The sequence below is a fragment of the Cryomorphaceae bacterium genome (genome assembly GCA_007695365.1).
Lineage (GTDB): Bacteria > Bacteroidota > Bacteroidia > Flavobacteriales_D > SKUL01 > SKUL01.
In genome coordinates, this window is record REDV01000117.1 from 28,711 (window position 1) to 49,091 (window position 20,381).

At 49.0% G+C, this 20,381-nt stretch carries 15 protein-coding genes and 2 tRNA genes; 10 read left to right on the plus strand and 7 right to left on the minus strand.

Annotation, left to right across the window (positions count from 1 at the left end; translation table 11 throughout):
* The first annotated feature begins 158 nt into the window (after positions 1-158).
* The 6 genes from EA392_12425 to EA392_12450 all read left to right on the plus strand — a co-directional run bounded on the left by EA392_12425 (position 159) and on the right by EA392_12450 (position 7,481).
* Positions 159-1,019, plus strand: a complete 861-nt coding sequence (locus EA392_12425) for a mechanosensitive ion channel family protein (GenBank protein ID TVR37564.1) — start codon at positions 159-161, stop codon at positions 1,017-1,019.
* Positions 1,020-1,060: 41 nt separating this feature from the next.
* Positions 1,061-1,303, plus strand: a complete 243-nt coding sequence (locus tag EA392_12430; protein ID TVR37565.1) for a CDGSH iron-sulfur domain-containing protein — start codon at positions 1,061-1,063, stop codon at positions 1,301-1,303.
* Entirely contained in the window at positions 1,281-1,868 is a 588-nt protein-coding gene (locus tag EA392_12435) for an NADPH-dependent oxidoreductase (GenBank protein ID TVR37566.1), read from the plus strand. Before EA392_12430 ends, EA392_12435 begins: the two co-directional genes overlap by 23 nt.
* A 46-nt stretch (positions 1,869-1,914) precedes the next feature.
* Positions 1,915-3,375 (plus strand): hypothetical protein, encoded by a 1,461-nt coding sequence (locus EA392_12440; protein TVR37567.1) that lies wholly within the window; start codon positions 1,915-1,917, stop codon positions 3,373-3,375.
* A gap of 41 nt (positions 3,376-3,416) precedes the next feature.
* A complete protein-coding gene (locus tag EA392_12445; GenBank protein TVR37568.1) occupies positions 3,417-4,058 on the plus strand; it encodes a potassium channel protein in 642 nt (213 codons plus the stop codon).
* A gap of 372 nt (positions 4,059-4,430) precedes the next feature.
* The gene (locus EA392_12450) at positions 4,431-7,481 is read left to right on the plus strand and encodes an ATP-binding cassette domain-containing protein (GenBank protein TVR37569.1); all 3,051 of its coding nucleotides are present in this window, start codon (positions 4,431-4,433) and stop codon (positions 7,479-7,481) included.
* 148 nt (positions 7,482-7,629) lie between these two features.
* Here EA392_12450 and EA392_12455 read toward each other — a convergent pair whose 3' ends face one another.
* Positions 7,630-7,971, minus strand: coding sequence for a hypothetical protein (locus EA392_12455; protein ID TVR37570.1), 342 nt, complete (start codon positions 7,969-7,971; stop codon positions 7,630-7,632).
* A gap of 211 nt (positions 7,972-8,182) precedes the next feature.
* On the opposite strand from EA392_12455, the gene EA392_12460 reads away from it, so the two are divergent.
* Positions 8,183-9,331: an acyl-CoA dehydrogenase gene (locus EA392_12460; GenBank protein ID TVR37579.1), complete on the plus strand. Its 1,149-nt coding sequence runs from the start codon at positions 8,183-8,185 to the stop codon at positions 9,329-9,331.
* Here EA392_12460 and EA392_12465 read toward each other — a convergent pair.
* The 4 genes from EA392_12465 to EA392_12480 form a co-directional block, all read right to left on the minus strand.
* Positions 9,303-10,556, minus strand: coding sequence for an NAD(P)/FAD-dependent oxidoreductase (locus EA392_12465; protein TVR37571.1), 1,254 nt, complete (start codon positions 10,554-10,556; stop codon positions 9,303-9,305). The genes EA392_12460 and EA392_12465 overlap by 29 nt on opposite strands.
* Entirely contained in the window at positions 10,556-11,476 is a 921-nt protein-coding gene (locus EA392_12470) for an L-lactate dehydrogenase (GenBank protein ID TVR37572.1), read from the minus strand. Before EA392_12470 ends, EA392_12465 begins: the two co-directional genes overlap by 1 nt.
* Positions 11,477-11,537: 61 nt before the next feature.
* Positions 11,538-15,023 carry a hypothetical protein gene (locus tag EA392_12475; GenBank protein ID TVR37573.1) on the minus strand — a complete coding sequence of 1,162 codons (3,486 nt, stop codon included), beginning with the start codon at positions 15,021-15,023 and terminating at the stop codon, positions 11,538-11,540.
* Positions 15,020-16,315, minus strand: coding sequence for a DNA repair exonuclease (locus EA392_12480; protein TVR37574.1), 1,296 nt, complete (start codon positions 16,313-16,315; stop codon positions 15,020-15,022). The genes EA392_12475 and EA392_12480 overlap by 4 nt, the downstream gene beginning before the upstream one ends.
* Before the next feature lie 201 nt (positions 16,316-16,516).
* Here EA392_12480 and EA392_12485 point away from each other — a divergent pair.
* Positions 16,517-16,592 (plus strand) — tRNA-Pro (locus EA392_12485).
* Positions 16,593-16,664: 72 nt separating this feature from the next.
* Positions 16,665-16,741 (plus strand) — tRNA-Asp (locus EA392_12490).
* 393 nt (positions 16,742-17,134) lie between these two features.
* On the opposite strand, the gene EA392_12495 is transcribed toward EA392_12490, so the two are convergent.
* Together EA392_12495 and EA392_12500 are read right to left on the minus strand one after the other, a co-directional pair.
* Complete coding sequence (locus EA392_12495) at positions 17,135-17,653, minus strand: ORF6N domain-containing protein (GenBank protein ID TVR37575.1); 519 nt, start codon at positions 17,651-17,653, stop codon at positions 17,135-17,137.
* Positions 17,654-18,595: 942 nt separating this feature from the next.
* Positions 18,596-19,636: a DUF1016 domain-containing protein gene (locus EA392_12500; protein ID TVR37576.1), complete on the minus strand. Its 1,041-nt coding sequence runs from the start codon at positions 19,634-19,636 to the stop codon at positions 18,596-18,598.
* A 256-nt stretch (positions 19,637-19,892) separates the two neighbouring features.
* Here EA392_12500 and EA392_12505 point away from each other — a divergent pair, with 256 nt between their 5' ends.
* On the plus strand, positions 19,893-20,261 hold the full coding sequence (locus EA392_12505) for an XRE family transcriptional regulator (protein TVR37577.1): 369 nt from the start codon (positions 19,893-19,895) through the stop codon (positions 20,259-20,261).
* The last annotated feature ends 120 nt before the right edge of the window (positions 20,262-20,381 follow it).

Below are 20,381 nucleotides of genomic sequence, written 5' to 3' on the forward strand. Positions count from 1 at the left end.
GCTTCAGATTGGTTGCCTTAAAGGTAGCAAAACCTTTTAGTTTATTGTAATCGCAGCCAAGAAAGGTCTTTGTAATATTCATCCCCGTTCTAGCAAATCACGGAAAAGAGTCTAAAAACCCGAAAAAAACTACCTTTCACCTCTCCAAGTCATGTAAAATGATTGAAAGTCTCGCGGAAAAACTACACAATACCCTGGATTGGTTTTCGACCAAAGGCGCGGACCTGCTGGTTGGAGTCATTTTATTGGCTCTCTTCAGTTTTATCGGCTCATTTCTAAGAAAAAAACTCCTGAAACAAGCCGCCAAAACACCCGAAAAAGGTGTGGTCATTGGCTTTATTGGGAATATTATGATGGCTGTAATGGTTGTGGTTGGGCTTTCATTGTTTCTGCGCGAGATGGGCTGGAGCAGGCTCACCGCCGGATTGCTGGCTGGGGCTGGGTTCATCTCCATTGTAATCGGGATTGCCTTTAAGGATATTGGTGAAAACTTTCTGGCAGGTATCCTGCTTGCATTCAGCAGACCCTTTCAGATAGGCGACAGAATTGAGGTTGACAGTAACAGCGGTCGTGTGCTGCAGCTCAATTTACGCAATACACACCTGCGCACTTCCGACGGACGAGACGTGTTCATCCCAAACAGCTTACTGGTTAACAGGGTGCTCACCAACTATACGCGTGATGGTTTAATGCGCCACGACTTCTTGATTGAAATTGACGACAGCGAAGATATTGGAAAGGTTACTCAACTCATTATTAAAACAATGGAGGGCGTACAGCAGGTTCAGCAAGCTCAACGACTCAAGCCTTTTGTTTTGATTGACTCATTTGGGTCGAATACGGTAAAACTCAAGGTATTTTTGTGGCTCAACCTGCGTGAAATTGAAACGTCGTCACCGATCATCAAGAGCCGCGTTATGAAGCGCGTACACGAAATGCTGCTAAACGAAGGGATTGCCATGCCTGGCAGTATTATTGAAATCAAAAACTACGAAAAACCCGATGCTGCAAACAAATGATTAGCCACCCGCGTTAGAAAGAGGTAACCAAATACTTCATTATGTCCGATCAAAAGAAAATAGCCGCCAAAGTCCCCGTTCAATGTCAGTTTGAAGCTGGCAAGAGCTACGCGTGGTGCACATGCGGTCACTCAGCCAGGCAACCCTACTGCGACGGCTCGCACCGCTCAACAGATATGAAGCCGATGATTGTGACAGCTGAAAAAGATCAGTCTGTGTGGCTCTGCCAATGCAAACAAACCAGCAATCCGCCGTACTGCGATGGATCGCACAAACACTGCTAAAAACCCTATGAAACTCGCTATTCTTTGCGGCTCCGTCCGGATGGGCCGAAAAAGCATTCACGTAGCCAGGCACCTGGAAACCACCTTTCAATCCAACCCTGCCTTTGAGTCGGTAGAACTGCTGGATCTTGCAGACTTCAACCTGCCCATGATGCAGGAGCGTCGCGGACAGCACCCGAACTTGCCGGCCGCAGCCGAGAAACTTGGTATAGCCCTCGAAAATGCAGATGCTCTGATGGTGGTTACACCCGAATACAACGGCAGCTATCCCGGAGTACTGAAAAACGCGCTGGATTATTACCTCGACGAATACCGCAAGAAACCTGTGGGTATTGTGAGCGTGAGCAGCGGAAGCATGGGCGGAAACCTTGCCCACAAGGAACTTACGGTGATGTTTATGCGAATAGGCGCCTTTGTTTCACCCAGTCGGCTGTATGTATCCGAAGTGGGTAAAATGTTCGAAGAGGACGGTAATGCCGTGGGCGAAAGGTATCTCAAGGCGTCTGCAAGGTTTGCCGATGAGTTTGCCTGGTTCGCCGACGCCATCACAAGCGCATCAAGGTAATCGTCGTTTTCAGTAACATTTGTAGCAGGGCAGCGTACAAACTCCGGTGCCTCGCAGAGTTCAAACATACCCACTTCAGCTACCTCTAAAGTCGCTTTCTCTCGGGCTACGCCCCCTGCTACCCGGCATTTCAGAAGCCAAAAACCTGAAATGGAAAGAAGAGCTCAATAAAGCTGCTGATCGCTACCACGAAATTGGCGCTTGGGTGGCGGTGGTTTTTAACCTTGTTTTCTCGCTCAACGACTATTTTGTTATTCAGGAGGAGTGGTTCCGTTTCTTTGTTTTTCGTGCCGGGGTTTCGGCAGCAACACTCATTACACTGCTGATCTGGCGGCACTACAGATTCCCATCGGCCTACATGATTTTTGTACCATATGTGCTGATTTGTATTGAGAACGCTTACATGTGGAGTTTCATGGAGGTCGTCGATTTTCGAACGCACACTCTTGCGTACATGGCTATCTATATAGGTGCGGCCATGTTGATTGTTTGGCAATACTACTTTTCTGTAGCCGTGGTGATTCTTTCCACTCTCGCCAATGTGGCCTTTCTGAAAACCCATAGCCAATTGACCCTGGAAGAAATCATGACAAATGGCGGAATTTTGGTAGGCTCGGTGGCATGTTTTTCGGTATTGCTGATCCAAACACGCTACAGGTTGAACAAGCGCGAGATTATTGCGAGGCTACAACTTGCTGAATCCAAGAAGATTCTTCAAGAGCAAAAAGAAATCATCGAGGAAAACCACCGCGATATTACCGACAGTATTCGCTACGCCGAGAAAATTCAGCACAGCATGTTGCCCAACCCCGACTTACTCAATGAGATGGTGGACGAGTCTTTTGTGTTCTTTAAACCCCGGGACATTGTAAGCGGTGATTTCTATTGGTTTTACGACTCAGGCAAGCACTTAATCGTTGCTGCTGTTGACTGCACCGGCCATGGGGTTCCGGGGGCTCTGATGAGCATGCTGGGTCACTCTTTGCTCAGCAGAGCTGTAGTTGATAACCATGAAACAGACCCTGCTAAAATTCTCGATTTTATGAGACACGGCGTGATTCAATCCCTTCGGCCAAACGGAACCGAGGCTGCATCAGGAGGTATGGATATGAGCATTTGTGTGATCAACCGCGAGGCCGGCACTTTACATTTTGCAGGAGCATTCAACCCGCTGTTGATGGTGCGCAACGGTGAAGTTACCCAAATTTCAGCCGACCGCATGCCCGTAGGAGCTTACCCCGGAAAAGACCACCTTTGTTTTAGCACGACAGAAATAAAGATTGAACCCGGAGACGGTTTCTACATGTACTCAGATGGTTTTACGGATCAGTTCGGAGGTCCGAAGAATCGCAAATTCGGGTCCAAACAACTGCGTGAATTGTTGAGCAAAGTGTACCACTACCCCATGCACAGGCAAAACGAAATGATTCAGCATCAATTCAAAAACTGGAAAGGAAGTGAAGAGCAACTTGACGATGTGGTGATGATTGGCTTCAAAGTTCAATAACCGCCGATTGAAATCCCCTATATTTGGCAGACCTATCTGCTATGAGCGTTTACAAACTGGTTATTGCCGTACTCTCGTTGTTTTCCATTGCGCTGCTCAGCGCATCTGTGTTTATGCCTGAAGATTCTGAGGTGGCCAGACTGATAGGCTATTATGACTTCGGGTTGTGTCTCGTTTTTCTGTACGACTTCTATATTCAGTTTTCAAAAGCCGAAAGTAAAGCACGCTATTTTTTTACCTACGGCTGGCTGGATTTGCTCTCCTCCATTCCCATGATAGGTGCATTCAGGTTTGCCAGATTTTTCAGGGTTTTCAGGGTTTTCAGGGTCATCAAGTCACTTAACCTTTTGTGGATTTTCTTGCGAAGCCACCGGCGCTCGTCATTGTACGGCATCGTTGTACTCCTCATCTCATTGTCGGTGATTGTATGCTCGGTGGCCGTACTTTATGTGGAAAAAGACACTGGTAATATCCGTACAGCCGATGAGGCACTCTGGTGGACCTTTGTTTCCATCACAACGGTTGGATACGGCGATTTTTACCCAACCACGGGATTGGGCCGGATTTTGTCTGTAGTGCTAATTTTCAACGGATTAGTTGCTTTTGGGACTGTACTTACCTACATGAACGAAAAGCTGGCCTCAATCAATGATGCAGGGCCCGACACCGGTAAAGAGCTCTAATTGTGAGATCCTCACCTGTCTCATTTGTTCATTGAACAACCAGAATGAGGCCCGGTGCAAACCGAACCAACCTTGGTGATGCTTTTTTCCTGATTTGCGATTCTTCTCACGACCCTATCTAAGCGAAACTCCCCATCTCAACAAATCATACGTCAAGCTCAAAAAAACGAAACCTGACCTTGGAAGCCGGCACAGAGCGAATAAACAATCAAACCTGGAATTGGGCGTAGCCGGAGTTTTTGTACTTTTAACCATGGGTGTTTTTGAATTGTTACCTTGCATCGCAACCTATTTCAAGAAGTCACACCAGGCACCAACTTTTTTACTCTTCATGAACTGTTTAGGTCAATGCCGCAATAATTTTTTAAGCTAATGCGGGAATCTGTTCTCAATGCACTGCTGCAATTGTTTGCGCTGGTTACAGAAACTTCCGAACAGCAAAGTGACTCACTGGCACACGCACAGGTTAAAGCCTTTCTGGCGCCACGAGTAGCTCCCGATAAGCTGGAAGATTACCTCGGTCAGTTTGACGATTACCTGCGCGCTTTTCACAAACCGGCCAGGCCCGACAGCGAAAAATCGGCTCGCAAAAAAAGCTCCCTCAGCTCAGTAAAAGTACTGATGCTCTGCGAGGAAATAAACGAGGAGCTGATGCGCCCGGAAAAGATTACAGTCCTGATAAGGCTGATAGAATTTGTGCACAAAGGCGGCCGGATTGCTTTTCGCGAAACAGGATTTCTCCATACACTTACGCGCATTTTCAATATTGACGAATCTGTTTACCTGCTTATAGACCATTTTGTTACCGGAGGTGAAAATGACCACGACCAGTTGCTTTACATCTCCGCCCAAAGCGATGCCAAACGAAAACTTGTGCGCCGGGAAATGGCCGGACAACTGGTGGCCCATGTGTTGCCGGAAAGCGGCGATGTGTACGTGCGCTACCAGGGCAGTGATTTGATATTGCTCAACAACGAAACAGTTGAGCCCGGAACCGTGTACCAAATGGAACGCGGGAGTCTGCTTTTCGGCAAACAGATAGGGTATATCTACCAGAGCGAATTGCTTCAACACTACTTCCGTGCTGATTTTTCGCAACATATTCTCTTTGAAGCCAGGGAAATAACGCATCAATTCAGCGATGGATCGATTGGGCTTCACCCAATGAATCTGCTGGCCACTTCAGGGCAACTCATCGGCATGATGGGGGCGTCTGGTGCGGGTAAGTCCACCCTGCTCAATGTTCTCAACGGAAATCTGCCGGCCCATACAGGAAGCATCGCCATCAATGGAATGGAAACCGCCAGCAGGGAAGCCAAGAAGTGGATTGGCTACGTTCCGCAAGACGATCTTCTGATTGAAGAGCTCACCGTTTTTGAAAACCTCTACTACAACGGTAAACTTTGTTTGCCGCGCCTGGAAGACGACGAGCTCACTGCCAGAATTGATCGACTTCTGGAGCGCATCGATCTGCACACAATCAGAAATCTGCGCGTGGGTTCGGTGCTCGATAAGCTCATCAGCGGCGGTCAAAGAAAACGGCTCAATATTGCACTGGAATTACTGAGAGAGCCTGCTGTTTTGTTTGTGGATGAGCCCACCAGCGGACTTTCATCGCAGGATTCAGAAATGGTAATGGGGCTGCTCAGGCAACTCACTTTTAAGGGGCAACTGGTATTTGCGGTGATTCATCAACCCTCGCTGCATCTTTACAAACTGCTAGACAGGTTGATACTGCTAGACAAAGGCGGGAGGCTGGTGTACAACAACCATCCCATGACCGCTCCCGCCTGGTTCAGGGAAAGAGCAGGTTATGTAGATGCGACGGGGCAACTCAGCAAAGGCGCTGCCTACGCCGACCCCGATGAAATGCTGCGCATACTCGAGGCCCGCGAAGTGGACGAATTCGGGCGAAGAACCCAAAACAGAGTTCGCACCCCGCAGGAATGGTACGACATCTACCGGCAGCAAAAATCAACTAAACATACAGAAACCCCTCAAATATCAGGCTTTTCCGTTCAATCAGAAGCCCAATACAACACACCCGGCGTGTGGGAGCAATTTGCCGTGTACTTTGCCCGTAACCTGAAATCCAAATTGAGAAACAGGTCGTACATGGTCATTGCCTTGCTGGAAGTGCCTGTGCTGGCTGCAATGATTGGCTACTTTACCCGCTATGCCGCAGGAACAAACGACGACCCCGGCGCTTACCTGCTCTACTACAACAAAAACCTTCCGGCATTCCTCTTTATGAGCATTGTGGTGGCCATATTTGTTGGACTACAAATCAGTGCAGAGGAAATCATCCGCGACCGCAAAATACTCAAGCGTGAATCATTTCTTAACTTGAGTAGGTTCAGCTACCTAAACAGCAAGGTGTTATATCTTGTTATTTTGTCTGCCATTCAAGCCGTGTTGCTGGTGCTCATTGGCAACCTCTGGATGGGAATTGAGGGACTTTGGCTGACCTTCCTGGCCATCCTCTTCCCTACTTTCATTTTCGCCAATCTACTGGGCCTCAACATATCCTCTGCTTTGAAATCGGTGGTTACTATTTACATCCTGGTGCCCTTTTTGGTGGTACCCCAATTACTGCTGAGCGGGGTGATTGTGGATTTCGACACCCTTCAAAGTCCTGAAAAACAAGGCCAGGGAACGCCTGTCGTGGCCAATATAATGGTGTCGCGCTGGGCCTACGAAGCCCTGGCTGTGGGGCACTTTAAGCGAAACAAATTCAACCAGCATTTCTTTGAATACGAACGTGATAAGAACGAGGCCTTGTTTATGTTTTCGCTGCGAATTCCAAAATTGCAAGCCATCAACGAGCAAAGTGAGGAACTAATCGGCAAGGAAGACCGGAGAGAAGAACTCGTGAGCAACCTCAACCTCCTGCGCGATGAAGTAGAGCAGTTACAAACTGTGAGCATGCTGAAATTCAGTGAGTACGAGAAACTTGCACCTGAAAACTTCAATACCCTGACCTCAGAACTGCTCGGAGCGTGGTTGCGCGAAATGGAGCGCATTTACCGAAAACATTGGCAAACAGCCGATGACCGCATTCGTGCTACCCATGCGGAACTGGACGAGATATTTGCCCATCAGGGCGGCGCCACGGCTCTGATGGAAAAACACCACAACGAAAAGCTTGAAAATCATCTTCGCAACCAGCAGGAATTGCAAAAACTGCGCGAGGTGAATGGCCGTCTTATCCGCAAGGCCGACTACATTTATCAAACTCCTTCCCACCCTGCAGGTGGCGCCCCATTCTATTCGCCGGTCAAACGATTAGGAAATCAACTCATAGAGACCTCCTGGTTTAATATCGGGGTTATCTGGGCCATGAATCTGCTTCTTTATGCAGCGCTTCTGGGCAACTGGCTAAAGAAGTTTTTGCGGTGGACAAGCCGTTTGGGTAGAAAATAGCCCACCTTATCACGCCAACGAATCAGTGTCTAGTGAAAAAGTAAAAGGTGCAGCGGCTGTAAATCTTCAAAATCCTTGCAGTTTGATTCCTTAAAAATGAACCAAGGCTTAGCAATCAAAATCTTCGTCGCTTTTCAGCAGGCCGTAACTAACGGCAATCCGAAGTGTACCCACGACGCTTTCGATGGCGCTCAAGGTCCTTACGGGCTTTTTTCACTTCGCGTTCCAACTGCTTCGTATTTCGGAGAAAAGGCGACTTCTTAACCGCATTGCTATAAAGCGCGCGCGCTTCATCATCTCTGCCCAATTCCTGCAAATACAACACCTCAAGCACAGAACCGTGCGACAATGTGAGCGCACTGTGATGTTCCTTGCCCTTACGCACCACTACCAGAGCGGAGTCTGTCATGCACTCCCGTGCAAGGTCAACAGAGTTCACATTGTGGTATCCCACCAGCGACTTCAGGATAGAACCACATCCGGTAATCATTGCGGATGAAAAAACAATGGCGATCAGACAAAAAACGGAAGACGCTTTCATGGAGTGGATTTGGCGCGAAGGTAATGATTCTCATTTCACCGCAAGGCTCGCTGCGTTTCGTGAACAAAAGAGAAGATCCATTCGTTTTGAAACCGAAATCTGATTCAATCCTTGGGAACTGCTATTTTTGCAGCCCAAATCTGCAAACCCCAAAGCAATGATGTATCTCAGTCCAGAACGCGCCGAAAACCTGAAATTTATTGAGCAAAGTGCACGCGACTTTGCGGAACAGTACATCCGCCCCGATATGATGAAGTGGGATGAAAGCCAGGAATTTCCGGTTGAGACATTCAAGAAAATGGGTGAACTCGGTTTCCTGGGTGTTCTTGTACCCGAAGAATACGGCGGTGCAGGAATGAATTACCAGGAGTATATTTCTGTGATTGTGGAGATTTCCAAAGTATGCGGCTCCATTGGGCTTTCAGTGGCTGCACACAATTCGCTTTGCACCGGCCACATTCTCCAATTCGGAAATGAGGAGCAAAAGAAAAAATGGCTACCCAAACTCGCTACCGGGCAATGGATTGGCGCCTGGGGCCTCACCGAAACGGGTACTGGGTCAGATGCCGGAGGGATGGCCACCACTGCTGAGAAAGACGGTGATTACTACGTGTTGAACGGCTCCAAGAACTTTATTACCCACGCTATCAGCGGTGAAATTGCCGTGGTGATTGCGCGCACCGGAGAAAAAGGCGACTCGCGGGGTATGACCGCATTTGTGATTGAGAAAGGTACACCCGGTTTCAGCGGTGGAAAGAAAGAAGACAAACTCGGCATGCGCGCCAGTGAAACAGCGGGCCTCTTTTTCGACAACTGCCGCGTACACAAAGACAACGTGTTAGGCAAGGAAGGTGAAGGCTTTGTTCAGGCGCTGAAAGTACTGGATGGCGGAAGAATTTCAATTGCTGCCCTCTCTATCGGTATATCTCGCGGAGCCTACGAATGTGCCCTGAAATACTCCAAAGAGCGCGAGCAATTCGGGCAGGCCATTGCTAAGTTTCAGGCTATCGGGTTCAAACTGGCAGATATGGCAACAAAGATTGAAGCGTCTGAGCTTCTTACGCGCAACGCCGCTTATCTCAAAGAAAACGGCCAACCGATGACCAAGGAATCGGCCATGGCAAAGTATTACGCTTCTGAAGCGTCGGTGTGGATTTCCAATGAATCGGTTCAGATTCACGGTGGATACGGCTACACCAAAGAGTTTCCGGCGGAGAAGTACTACCGCGACTCAAAGCTCTGCACCATTGGCGAAGGTACTTCTGAGATCCAGAAGCTGGTTATTTCACGTCACCTGTTAAAGGACTAAGTTCAGCCATTTTCTGCGCTGCACGGGTTCCCGCGAGGAAACCGCTGGTCCATGCGTGCTGAAAGTTAAATCCTCCGGTAATACCGTCCACATTGAGTACTTCGCCCGCAAAGAAAAGTCCGGGGTGAGCATGACACTCAAAAGTTTTGAGGTTAACTTCCGATAAATCAATGCCGCCGCAAGTAACGAATTCCTCCTTAAACGTGGTTTTTCCATTCACTTCAAACTTGCTGCGAACCAGTTGCTCCGTGAGCAAATTCAACTCGCGGTTTGATTGTTCGCTCCAGGGCTTTTGGTGAATGCCAGCACGCTCCAGCAGGCGATGCCAAAGCCTCGCGGGAAGATCAAACATGGAGTGAGACGCCGGGAGCTGACGAGGATGCTTCTCGCGCCTTGTGAGCAGCGCGTTTCGCACTTCTTCTTCTCCTGTGGCGGTCCAGTTCACCAACACATTAAAGCGATAGGCTCGGCCGTGCAGATCGCGTGCTGCCCAGGCAGAAAGCTTGATAACTGCCGGGCCGCTCAACCCCCAATGCGTAATGAGCACGGGGCCTTCTTCCCTCCATTTTGTGCCTTCAATCTGCACCGCAGCCTTTGGCACCGACAGCCCCATCAGGTCGTTCATGCCGCCCTGCGGAATATTGAAAGTAAAGAGTGAAGGAACAGGGCTTATTGTTTTCATATTCAACGACTCAAACAAATCGTAATCCGTCTCTTTTGAGAAACCACCAGCGGCAATAATCAGGCTTTGGGTGAGCAGTTCGGCGCCCGATTTCGAGCGGAGCAGATACATTCCATCAGGCTTCTTTTGCAGCGATTGAACAGCCCAGCCCGTCCGAATTTCAACCCCGGCTTTCGCGGCTTCTTTCATCAGGCAATTCACGATGCTGGCCGAGTTATCAGAAACGGGGAACATCCTCCCGTCGGCCTCGGTTTTCAGGGCCACTCCCCGACTCTCAAACCAATGGACCGTGTGTAGCGTTCCGAAAATATCAAATGCCTTTTTAAGTTGTTTGCCGCCCCGCGGATAATGGCGCACCAATTGACTGGTGTGCGGACAAGCGTGGGTAACGTTGCAACGCCCCCCTCCGCTAATCGCTACTTTGGCGAGCAGCTTTTGCGTTTTCTCCAGCAAAACTACGGGATGGCCGGATTGCCCGGCATGGATGGCTGCGAAAAAGCCCGCAGCACCGCCTCCGACAACTACAATCGGGCAGTATTCCATTAGGCATCAACAGATTGAATGGCGCGCTGCAGCACCTCGGCAGAATGCATAAGTTGCTCGCGTTCATGTTCGTCAAGACGGGGCTCCAACACGCGCTCAACACCGTTTCCTCCCACAAGGCAGGGCAACGAGAGCGCCACATTCTTCAGGCCATAAGCCCCTTCCATCACCACCGAAAGCGTAACCACGCGGCGGTCATCGCGGAGAATGTATTTTACCAGAGAAGCCGTAACCAAACCAATAGCGTGGTTGGTAGCTCCTTTTCGTCGGATGATTTCCTGCGCTGCCTTGCGCACTTTGTCGCGGAAAACATGCTCCTCTTCAGGGTTCCAGTCCTCCCAGTTTCGCAGCGAAATACCGCCAATACTCGCCTTGGACCAAAACATCACAGACGAATCGCCGTGTTCGCCAAGTACATCCGCCTGAATGCTCTTGGGTTCTATACCCATCTCTTCGCCAATCATGTCGCGCAAACGAACCGAGTCGAGGAAAGTACCGGTGCCAATCACCTTTCCAACAGGCAATCCGGTAAATTTTTGGTAGACGTAAGTCAGCACATCCACAGGATTCGACACCACCACCAGCACGCCTTCAAAGCCCTTTAACTCTTCTGAAATCCTTCGGGTAATCTCGATGTTTTCCTTCAGCAATTCCAGTCTGCTTTCGCCGGGTTTCCCCCCGCGACCGGCCGTAACCACCACCACGTCGCAATGGTGCATCTCACTGATTTTTGCCGAACGTGCATTGAAGGCGGGCAAAAACGAAGATCCGTGATTGAGGTCCATCGCCTCGCCCTCTGCAATTCCCTCGCGAACGTCGTTGAGCAAAAGGTTTTTGGCTATGCCATTCTGAAGCAAGGAAATGGCAATGCTGCTTCCTACCCAACCCATTCCGATGATTCCTACAGTGCTACCCTTCATTCCTTTATGTGTTTATTTCCTGAATCCTCTCAACGATCATAAAAACCTCATTGGGAACCGACTAATCCACCCACAACGTCTCCACCAATGCCAGCATTTCACCGGGTTCGATATGGAGACCGGCGGCAATGGGGTAAAGCGCTTCCAGCATTTGGTCTTGCGATAACCTCGGCTGCCCGTCAGCAAGTACGCCTTTCGATTCGAGGTATTCGCGGAACTTTTCTACCCGGCCCGGCCCTACTCCTGGAATTTCAGTGACACGCTGCAAAAGCAGTTCAGGATTGTGATTGAGCGATACGAGCAGTTCGTTCACAGGCTCTATTTGTGCATCCGAAAAAGCCGCAGAATCAACCAGATGCTGTCGCTGAACGGGCGCCGGCCGGCCTTGCAGGTACAACAACAGGAACTTTTCAACCAAAGTGGCGCGGTTCAGCCAACGTTTAAAACGACTCGACCAATCCTTTCCGGCAAAAGCGGGCGGCCTTGTTTCCATTTGGCGCAATTGCCCCCAGAATTGCAAACGGTTTTGAAGCAACTGGTACAAGGTTTCGGTATCGGTAACCAGGTACCATAGGTGCAAACGCTCGATGGGGTCTTGCATCAGACTGAATTGCTTGACGCCAATGGCAGCACCGTATTCCCGGTGCGACAAGTCTCCCGGCCCGGGAACTTGTGCGGTGACTTCTGAGATCTCCGGCAGCGATTGAAAATCCAAAGGCGCTCCGGCTTTTCCGTCGAGCGAAATAGCGCGGTACTCCACATCAGAGTGATCATGGAGATAAGCTCGCCATTTGTTCACCTCGTCGGCCTGTGCGGTAAAGTAAAACACCTGTCGCCCGCTTCGGCTAATGGCCACCAGTGCCTCGATGATGGCCTGCGCCCGAACGTCGTCGGCATTAGCCAGTAATTCATCCACGAGCAGCGGCAAGCGGTATTGGTTTTCCTGTGTTTCGATATAAGCCAATCGCACCGCCAGCAGCAACTGAATGCGCGTTCCGGTGGAGAGTTCTTCGAGCGAAAGCCCTACCCGTTTCACCTCGTCCATCGCGCGGAAAGATTCGTTGGCTCCGTCGGGAATCTGCAGCGAATACTGTTGCTGGGTAATGGTTCTAAACAACACATTGGCTTGCTGATAGAGTTTTGAGTCGTTTTGGTCGTGGTGTGCGCTGCGCAAGGTTTCGGCAACAACGGCTCCGGTGAATTGTTGCAGGTTCGATTCAAATGCCCCTTCCAGTGCTTCAAAGCAATGTTCTTGTTCCAGCAAGGCCTTTTCCAGGTCGTGGCCCTTTTTGGTATCACTTACGCGGGTTTGAATTTCGATCACCTCGTCGTAAACTTTTTTACGCTTCTCGCGGATTTCCTCAAATCGGGCCATTCGTTGCTCGAGTTCTTCGGCCGATAACTCTTCCACTTCCGTGCGCTCTGATTGGTACAGCGCGTGATTCTCCAAATCAATCCGGGTGAACTCAGAATCGCGCGTTGCATTGCTTAGTTTTTCTTTTGCGGAAAGATAATCGGGCAACTGCTTGTGAAGTTCGCGGAGCTGATACTTGTCGCGGTTTTCAATCTGAAGCCGCGCATAGACCGCATCTATTTGTTCGTTGAGTTTTTCAGACTCTCCGTTCTTATCTTCGATGGTGCGGTTGCAAGCGTTGATCTCCAACCGCAGTTCTTTTCTGCGGCGTTCGGCTTTCTCCAATTGCTTAAAAACCTCTGTAGCCTGGCTGGAGCTTTCTACAGGTTGACGATCAAATTTTGCGAGCAGATGATTGAAGGTCGCTATTTTATTGGTTGCCCTTTCTTTTATCTCCGACAGATTGGCTTTCAGTGCATCGCGTTCATCACGCGCCTGCTGCCAGATGCGTGCATTGCTGAGCAAGAAGTACATCGCACCCGGCGATTGTGCATCCACAGTGACAGGAGCCATACCAAGCGCTTCGCGGTGTTGATCGAGCAGTTTTTGGAAGTCGTCCAAAGCGCCCTTGACGTCGGTTCGTCTTTTTTCACAGCGGGAGATGTGTTCGTTTATCGCTCTTTTTTCTTCGGCAAGCTGAATCTGCTTCGCCAATTCACCCAGGCATGTGCTCACTCCTTCGGGATTCCAGGATGAAGGCGTGGTAAGCCCCGTACGCTCATAATCGCGTTGGTAGGTACCTGCGTTAACTGTAGCATGCTGCGCGGACTGATTCCGCCTTGCGAGAAAAACAATAGCAACCGCAATCAGGGCCACCACCAAACCCCATCCCAACCACGGAAAATACACAGGCACGACGGCTGCCAACACGGCGAGCAAGAAAAGCGCAACAAGCGACCACTGAGGTACTGTGTTTACCGAAGACCCTGTGGATGGCTGCTGCTCCTGCAACCAACTGGTCAGCATACCTATGCCCTTTACCAGGGTGTCGCGGTCGGCCAATTCGGGCGGAAGCGCATTTAACCTTTCATTGAATGCAGAAAGTTCTTTTTCCAGCGCTCTCTGCTCCGACAGTTGCTGCCAGGTGTTGAGCCATGCGTCTTCAATGGGCTTAATCTGGTTGATTCGAAGTCCGGGCCACTCGGTGTCAGGATTTTTGAGCTCGAGATTGTCGGAGGCATTTTGCAGTTTTTGCGCCGCAGAAGTGAGGTCTTTTGCTATCTCCCGGTGCTGTCGGGTTAATTCTTCGAGGTCGCGCAAAACAGCGTTGAAATCACTTTCCTGTTGGTCGCTCATTCCCTCCTTCGGCAAAGAAAGTTCGTCGCGTTCGGTTTCGAGATCGGCGAGTTTTGCCATTTCATGGCGGACGGTTTGATCTACAGTGGCCCATTCACCTTCCCATTTTTCAACGTCACTCAAGTCCTGTTCATTGAGTTTGCTCAACTCTACAGGGAACTTCTCCAGTTCAAGTTGCGCAGCGTTTTTGGCGGAAGCTGCTTTTCTGAATTTCAACGCGTATTCATACAGCCGTTCTTTGCCCAGCTGCTCGTCGAGGTGCTGTAATTTTTTGCGCAGCGAGGCCAGTTCGTCTTCCTTCCGCTTCAGTTCCGCCTGTTTGTTTTGAACATCGCGCACATTCCGCCGCGCATTCTTAAGATTCGAAGTTTCAGCAATGGTTCTTCGGCTGACTTTGTCGGAAAACTCCAGTTTGGCTTGTGCTGCGTTGAGATCAAAGCCACCGCTGAGCTGCCGGTGAATTTCACTTGCCAGTTCCGATTCCTTTGCAGTCACCAGTTCGTGCAGCGCAAGGAGGTAGCGCTGACGGTCCTCGGCCAGTGGAGTGCGGAAATCCTGCGTTTGACCGTTTCGCTGCGACCTTGAAAAACCGGCGTCCAATTCAAAATACCAATCGTCGCTCTCCAGTTTGGCGTGGGCACTGATGGTGTATTCCCGCGTATTGTCTTTCCAGATAACCTCCTGAATAGCGCGGGCCACCGAACTTTTTCCCGAGGCGTTCGGGCCGTACACGATATTGAGTTGTGGCGAAAATTCGGAGTCGATGCGCAATCCGTCCCTGAATCCCGGCATGCGAGATATCTTCAGCTTGCTGATATGGAGCACCTGCGGGCTCATGGTTGTCCGGAGTTTTGCTGTTGCATCAATTCGCCGAGCAGCTTTTTGCAGGCATTGAGCAGGTAGTCATTTTTACGCGCTTGCTGTTCATCCAAAAAAAGCACATCCTTACCGCGCCCTTGCAAATCCGTATAGGCCGTTCCGGATTTCACCCTGGAGAATGCGTTGTTCCACTCCTCCTTCATTTTCTCGAGCAGCGGAGTACTTTCCTCGCGTTGGAGCGCGAGAATAGACTCAGCCAGCAATCCGGCCGGCGACGACTGCTGAGCCAGTTCCTCCATATTGCTGATGGCCGGCACGAGCTGATTGATTACTTTTCTGACAGACAAACCGATGCCGTTCAGGTCGAGATTCAAGTCCTCTACCATATTTTTCAAGGCACCGTCCACTGACGTAATATCATCTTGTTCTCCGGTCAGTATGAGGTCAATCACCAAATGCTCCACGCCCATCGCAGCAAAATCCTCAGAATGGGCAAAGGCGTTAAAAGCCGACATTACTTCAGCGCGAATCCCCGCAGACCTCGTTATGGGAACCGACAACGTTTCATACCGCACCGGGGAAAGCGGAACCTGGGTGGTTCGAATATCACTGATGCCATGAACTTCAATCAGCAATGGTCCGTGTACCCCCTGCTCTTTTGGGCTGAGTGCCTGCGGAGAACCGGGGTACCAAATATCGCAGCCCGGCGATGCCCAATGCTCTGGTTTGTGAATATGGCCGAGCACCCACAACCCCACTCCTGCCGACTGTAGCCGGGAAACCTCAAGCGGAGCGTACGAACTATCTGGCGCGCCCACTTCTCCGTGAAGCAAACCGATGGTGGGCCATGATGGATTGAGTTGCTCCCGTAAAAGACTGTTGATTGGATCCTGGCGGAAATATTGGGTTGGAAAGGACCAGCCGACAAGTTGCAGTTGGATGCCGTTTTTGGCGAAAACTTCTGTCTGCCAACTTCCCGAAGCACCCAAAAGGTGAACGTGAGCGGAGTTATCATGGTTGAGCACATCCGGCAGCACATCGAAATCGTGGTTTCCCGAGACCATATACACGGGAATATCGGCATCGCGCAGTTTCGCAAAACCAGACTGCAACTGCCCCACCGCCTCGAAAAACCGGTTTTCGCGGTCGATGATATCCCCGGAAAGCAGCAAGGCATCTACTTTCAAGTTGATGGCTTTTTCAACGATGCGCTTCCAGACTTTCGACACCGGGTACTCGTCGGCGCCGGCGGGCAGTTGGGTGGAACTGCGCCCGAGGTGCAAATCTCCTGTTGCCAGCAGCTTAATCATCTTTGGAATGGTTTATTTCCCATGCCCCGAAGATACACATCTGCCGCAAAGTGTGGCCGGGCAAAATAATGGCCTGAAAATGATTTTTCCGGACTTGCAAAAGAGCGTCACTCTTCGCTATTTTTGCCCTCCTTTAAAGAAAAAGCGATCTTTTTAGTTTGACACCACAGCATGCGCTTGTATAGTGAATGTGTTGATTTTCGGGGTGTGGCGCAGTTGGTAGCGCGCTACGTTCGGGACGTAGAGGTCGCTGGTTCAAGTCCAGTCACCCCGACGAAAAAAATGATTTGCGCGGATTAAAAATTGCGCTAATTTTGCAGCGCCTTAGTCGAAAGGCACCTTTTTAAGAGGTCTGGTAGTTCAGTTGGTTAGAATACCTGCCTGTCACGCAGGGGGTCGCGGGTTCGAGTCCCGTCCAGACCGCTAAAGCCTTGGGAGTTTGCTCTCGAGGCTTTTTTGTTTGCCATTGGTTTTCGTTGATTACGGAATAGCGGGTTCGAGTCCAAATCAAAATCAGGAACAAGAACCCATCCACATCCCGTTGTCATTTCGACCGGAGTGCTGAGGGTCGAAGTACGGAGTAGCCAGCCCCGAAGAATTTCGGGAGAGAAATCTCATTCAGTTCACACTTTTATCTCATAATAGATTTCTCCGCTGCGCTAATGTACAGCTTGTTTTCATTCTTCCATTTCAAAACTCCGGTATACCGGAGTGGTTACTACGGATTCTTTGTGGAAGTTGTACGGCAAAGCAGAACTTGCCGCATTAACAGCCCACGAAGCAGAGCTTTGCGGGTACGGGGGTTATTTTTTCCTGTCGTTATTTCTTATACCCGATCTTTTTTCTTGGGGTTTCCTGCTCTCTGATGAACTGTTTCAGGTATTCAAAGACCATTTGTATTTTCTCATCCTGACCGGCTACTCTCTTCTCCATTTCTTCGAGTTTGAGCAAAATATCCTTGTGGGTCAAGAGCATTTCATTCAACTTTACAAACGTATCGATGATGAGCATGTTTACTTTATCTGCTCTTTCGCTTCTCAATACGCTGGACAGCATCAATATTCCATGATCTGTAAAGGCATAAGGAGGATATTTGGAATGTTGTCCTCTCTTTAAGGTCGCATTCTGCGATCTTAAAGATTTGTATTCCTCCTGTGTAAGCTGGAACATATACCTTTCCGGGAACTTACCGGGGTTTCTTTTTACCTGTTCATTCAGCCGCCTTGTCTCCACCTGGTAGAGCTCTGCCAGATCATGGGACAGCATGACTTTTTTTTCTCTGATGTGATAGATTTTGCTTACAATGACTTCTTCCGGTATCGCTATCTGCTCACTCATTTCTTCTGATTTTACTGGTGTTTGCGGACCTTATTTGTTGGTCTCTTTGCTCATTGACCCAGGCTTTTATTGGGTTTGTAAAACTATTATTTCGGTTTGATATTCCCATTTGGAAAATCAAGACCTACCCGATAGGATGGAACCTGGTAATGTCTTCGCTCAGATCATCCATGTCATTAATCCTTAATTCCGCAGGTTCGGTAAAGTCTCAAAGTTTTAACCTGAGTTCGATTATTATTCGGGAATTCAGAGGTTCATAAACACCAAAATACAAGGCGCATTTTCAAAGCTTTAGCGGGCTAAAGCGCGAGAATGCAACGAAGTAGTTTGGTGTTTTATGGACAAGCCAATAAAATTTACACCTCTAAACAGCGATTTTCTGCCTAAAAATGACTTGAAACCGAGCCTGCGAGGTTCCATCTGACCGCTTAAAATCAGAATACAACAGATGAAATAGCCCGCTATTCCTTCATCATTTTTAGTTGAAACGAGCTACGTAGAAAATATTAAAACACAGGAGGATGGTTGAAATGGCGAGTTCCATGTGACCTTTTAAAGTAAACATGAACACATGAAACTCACTATTTATAGGCGTTCTGAATCCTGAAGAATAATCGAACTCAGGTTTTTACGTGGAATCAACCTCATTTGAGCCCCAGACACCATCGCTTTTGTTGTTTTGGAGTGTTTTGAACAACGATTTTGATTGGCCGGAGTAACACCTACGAAGCAGGGCTTTGCGGGTACGGGGTGGAGTTCATTTCATTGATAGTAAAGCCCACGCGAAAGGATTGACTTCGTCGAATTTCATTTCGCGCGGTAGCGGGGTGGCTTTTTGCGGACGACCGATGACGAACACGACTTTTCCTGTTTCAATGTTAAATGGATACCTGCCCGTCCGGCAGGCCGGTATCCAAGACGTATCCATTTGTATCCAAAAACTTACTTCTTTAATCGCTTCTCCTGCTCTACGATCTCTCTTTCTCTTTCTATTTCTTGTCTCAGCTGCTTTTCACTGGGCATGTAGGTTTTATATTCTGAAGCGAAAAGCTGTTTATTTTCATTCAGTACGCTGTACTTGACAATAGTGTGGTCTTTTTTCGCACAGAGGATCAGCCCGATTGTCGGGTTGTCATTTTCTTGTCTTACTTTATCCTCAAAATAGCGCACATACATGTCCATTTGCCCAATATCCTGATGGCTTAGCTCTTTAGTTTTCAGATCGATAATTAAGAAGCATTTTAGAATGTAGTTGTAAAAAACCAAATCTGCATAAAAATGTTTGCCTGTTTCTGTAGTTAGCCTGTATTGCCTGCCCACAAAAGCAAAGCCCTTGCCCAACTCCAGTAAAAAATCGTGCAGCTTGTCTATAATAGCTTGTTCCAGTTCATTCTCCCTAAAATCAGTATTGTCTTTCAAGTCGAGAAATTCCAATACATAAGGGTCTTTAATGATATCTCTCGCTTCTTGTCTTTGTGTTTTCCGGATGGCTTCTTTCTTAACTTCTTTGCTGTTTTTACTCATTACCATTCTCTGATAATAAAGGTTGTTGATCTGTCGATCCAGGCTTCTTGTGCTCCAATTGCATTCAATTGCCTCCTGCAAGTAAAACTCCCGGGCTTCTTTCTCTTCTACTTTTAAAAGCAAGCGATAATGGGTCCAGGTTAATTCGTCACGCAGTGCGTGACTTTTCTCAAAAGTGCTGTAAAACTGGCGCATGTACTTTAAATTGGTGGCGGTAAATCCTCTCCCATATTCCGATGTAAGTTGTTCGGATAGCTGCCGGATAAGCTCTTCGCCATATTTTGCACGTTCCTTTCCTTTTTGCTCCTGCTCTACAATCAGCCGGCCCACATTCCAGTAGGCCTGAACCATTGCAAAGTTGGCCGTCCGGTAAACCGTGTTGCGTGCTTCTTCTATAATTTGCCTGATCTCATCGTACAGGGCTTCTATCTGCTTTGAAGGGATGTTCTTTTTACTCATTTATCTGGTGTTGGTCTTTAAAATAACTCCTGATTAAAGGAAACGCTAAAATACATTCCATTTATCCAATCGGGTGGAACCCCGGAGTTAGTTCCGGATTTCCCCACTCCCGTGCGAACGCAAATTCGGCGTAACCAATCCTTTCACATGGGCAGTATTGCATTCCGGTAGATTCTTTTAGCACCATTCACCCCACTAAAATAGCATTTTCCGGTAAGTCAGGGCTAATTCAATCCGTTGCTGAAAAACCGATGAAATGAAGATTTGCGCAATGCGCATTCTACACTTGGTCCGTGCGACACGCGCTGGCCAGAGAGGGCTCAGGGCACAAAAAAATCTTTTTATGGGCGTTTTTGGAGACAATATCAGGGACATAAGAGTACAAAAAGGCCTCTCTCAGCAGCAGGTGGCCGAACATATTGGTACTTCTCTCACACAGGTATGGCGCTGGGAGGCCGGGCAGACCGCCCCATCTATTGACAATGCCGCGCTGCTGGCCAGGTTCTACAATGTTTCTCTCGACAGGCTCTGCGGGCTTCACGCACCGCCAGACCTTGACCTGGAAGGATTGGACGGAGCGCAGATCGAGGCACTACAGGCCGTGGTGGCGGCTTTTAAAAGGTGAGGGGGAGGGCTTTGGGTAGGCACACAAGCATCGCTACGCTGTATCCCCCCGACCAACCCCATCTGGGCAATCGCTAAAAACCTGTTGAATTTCGCGCACAAAAATGCGTGATATGAGTTT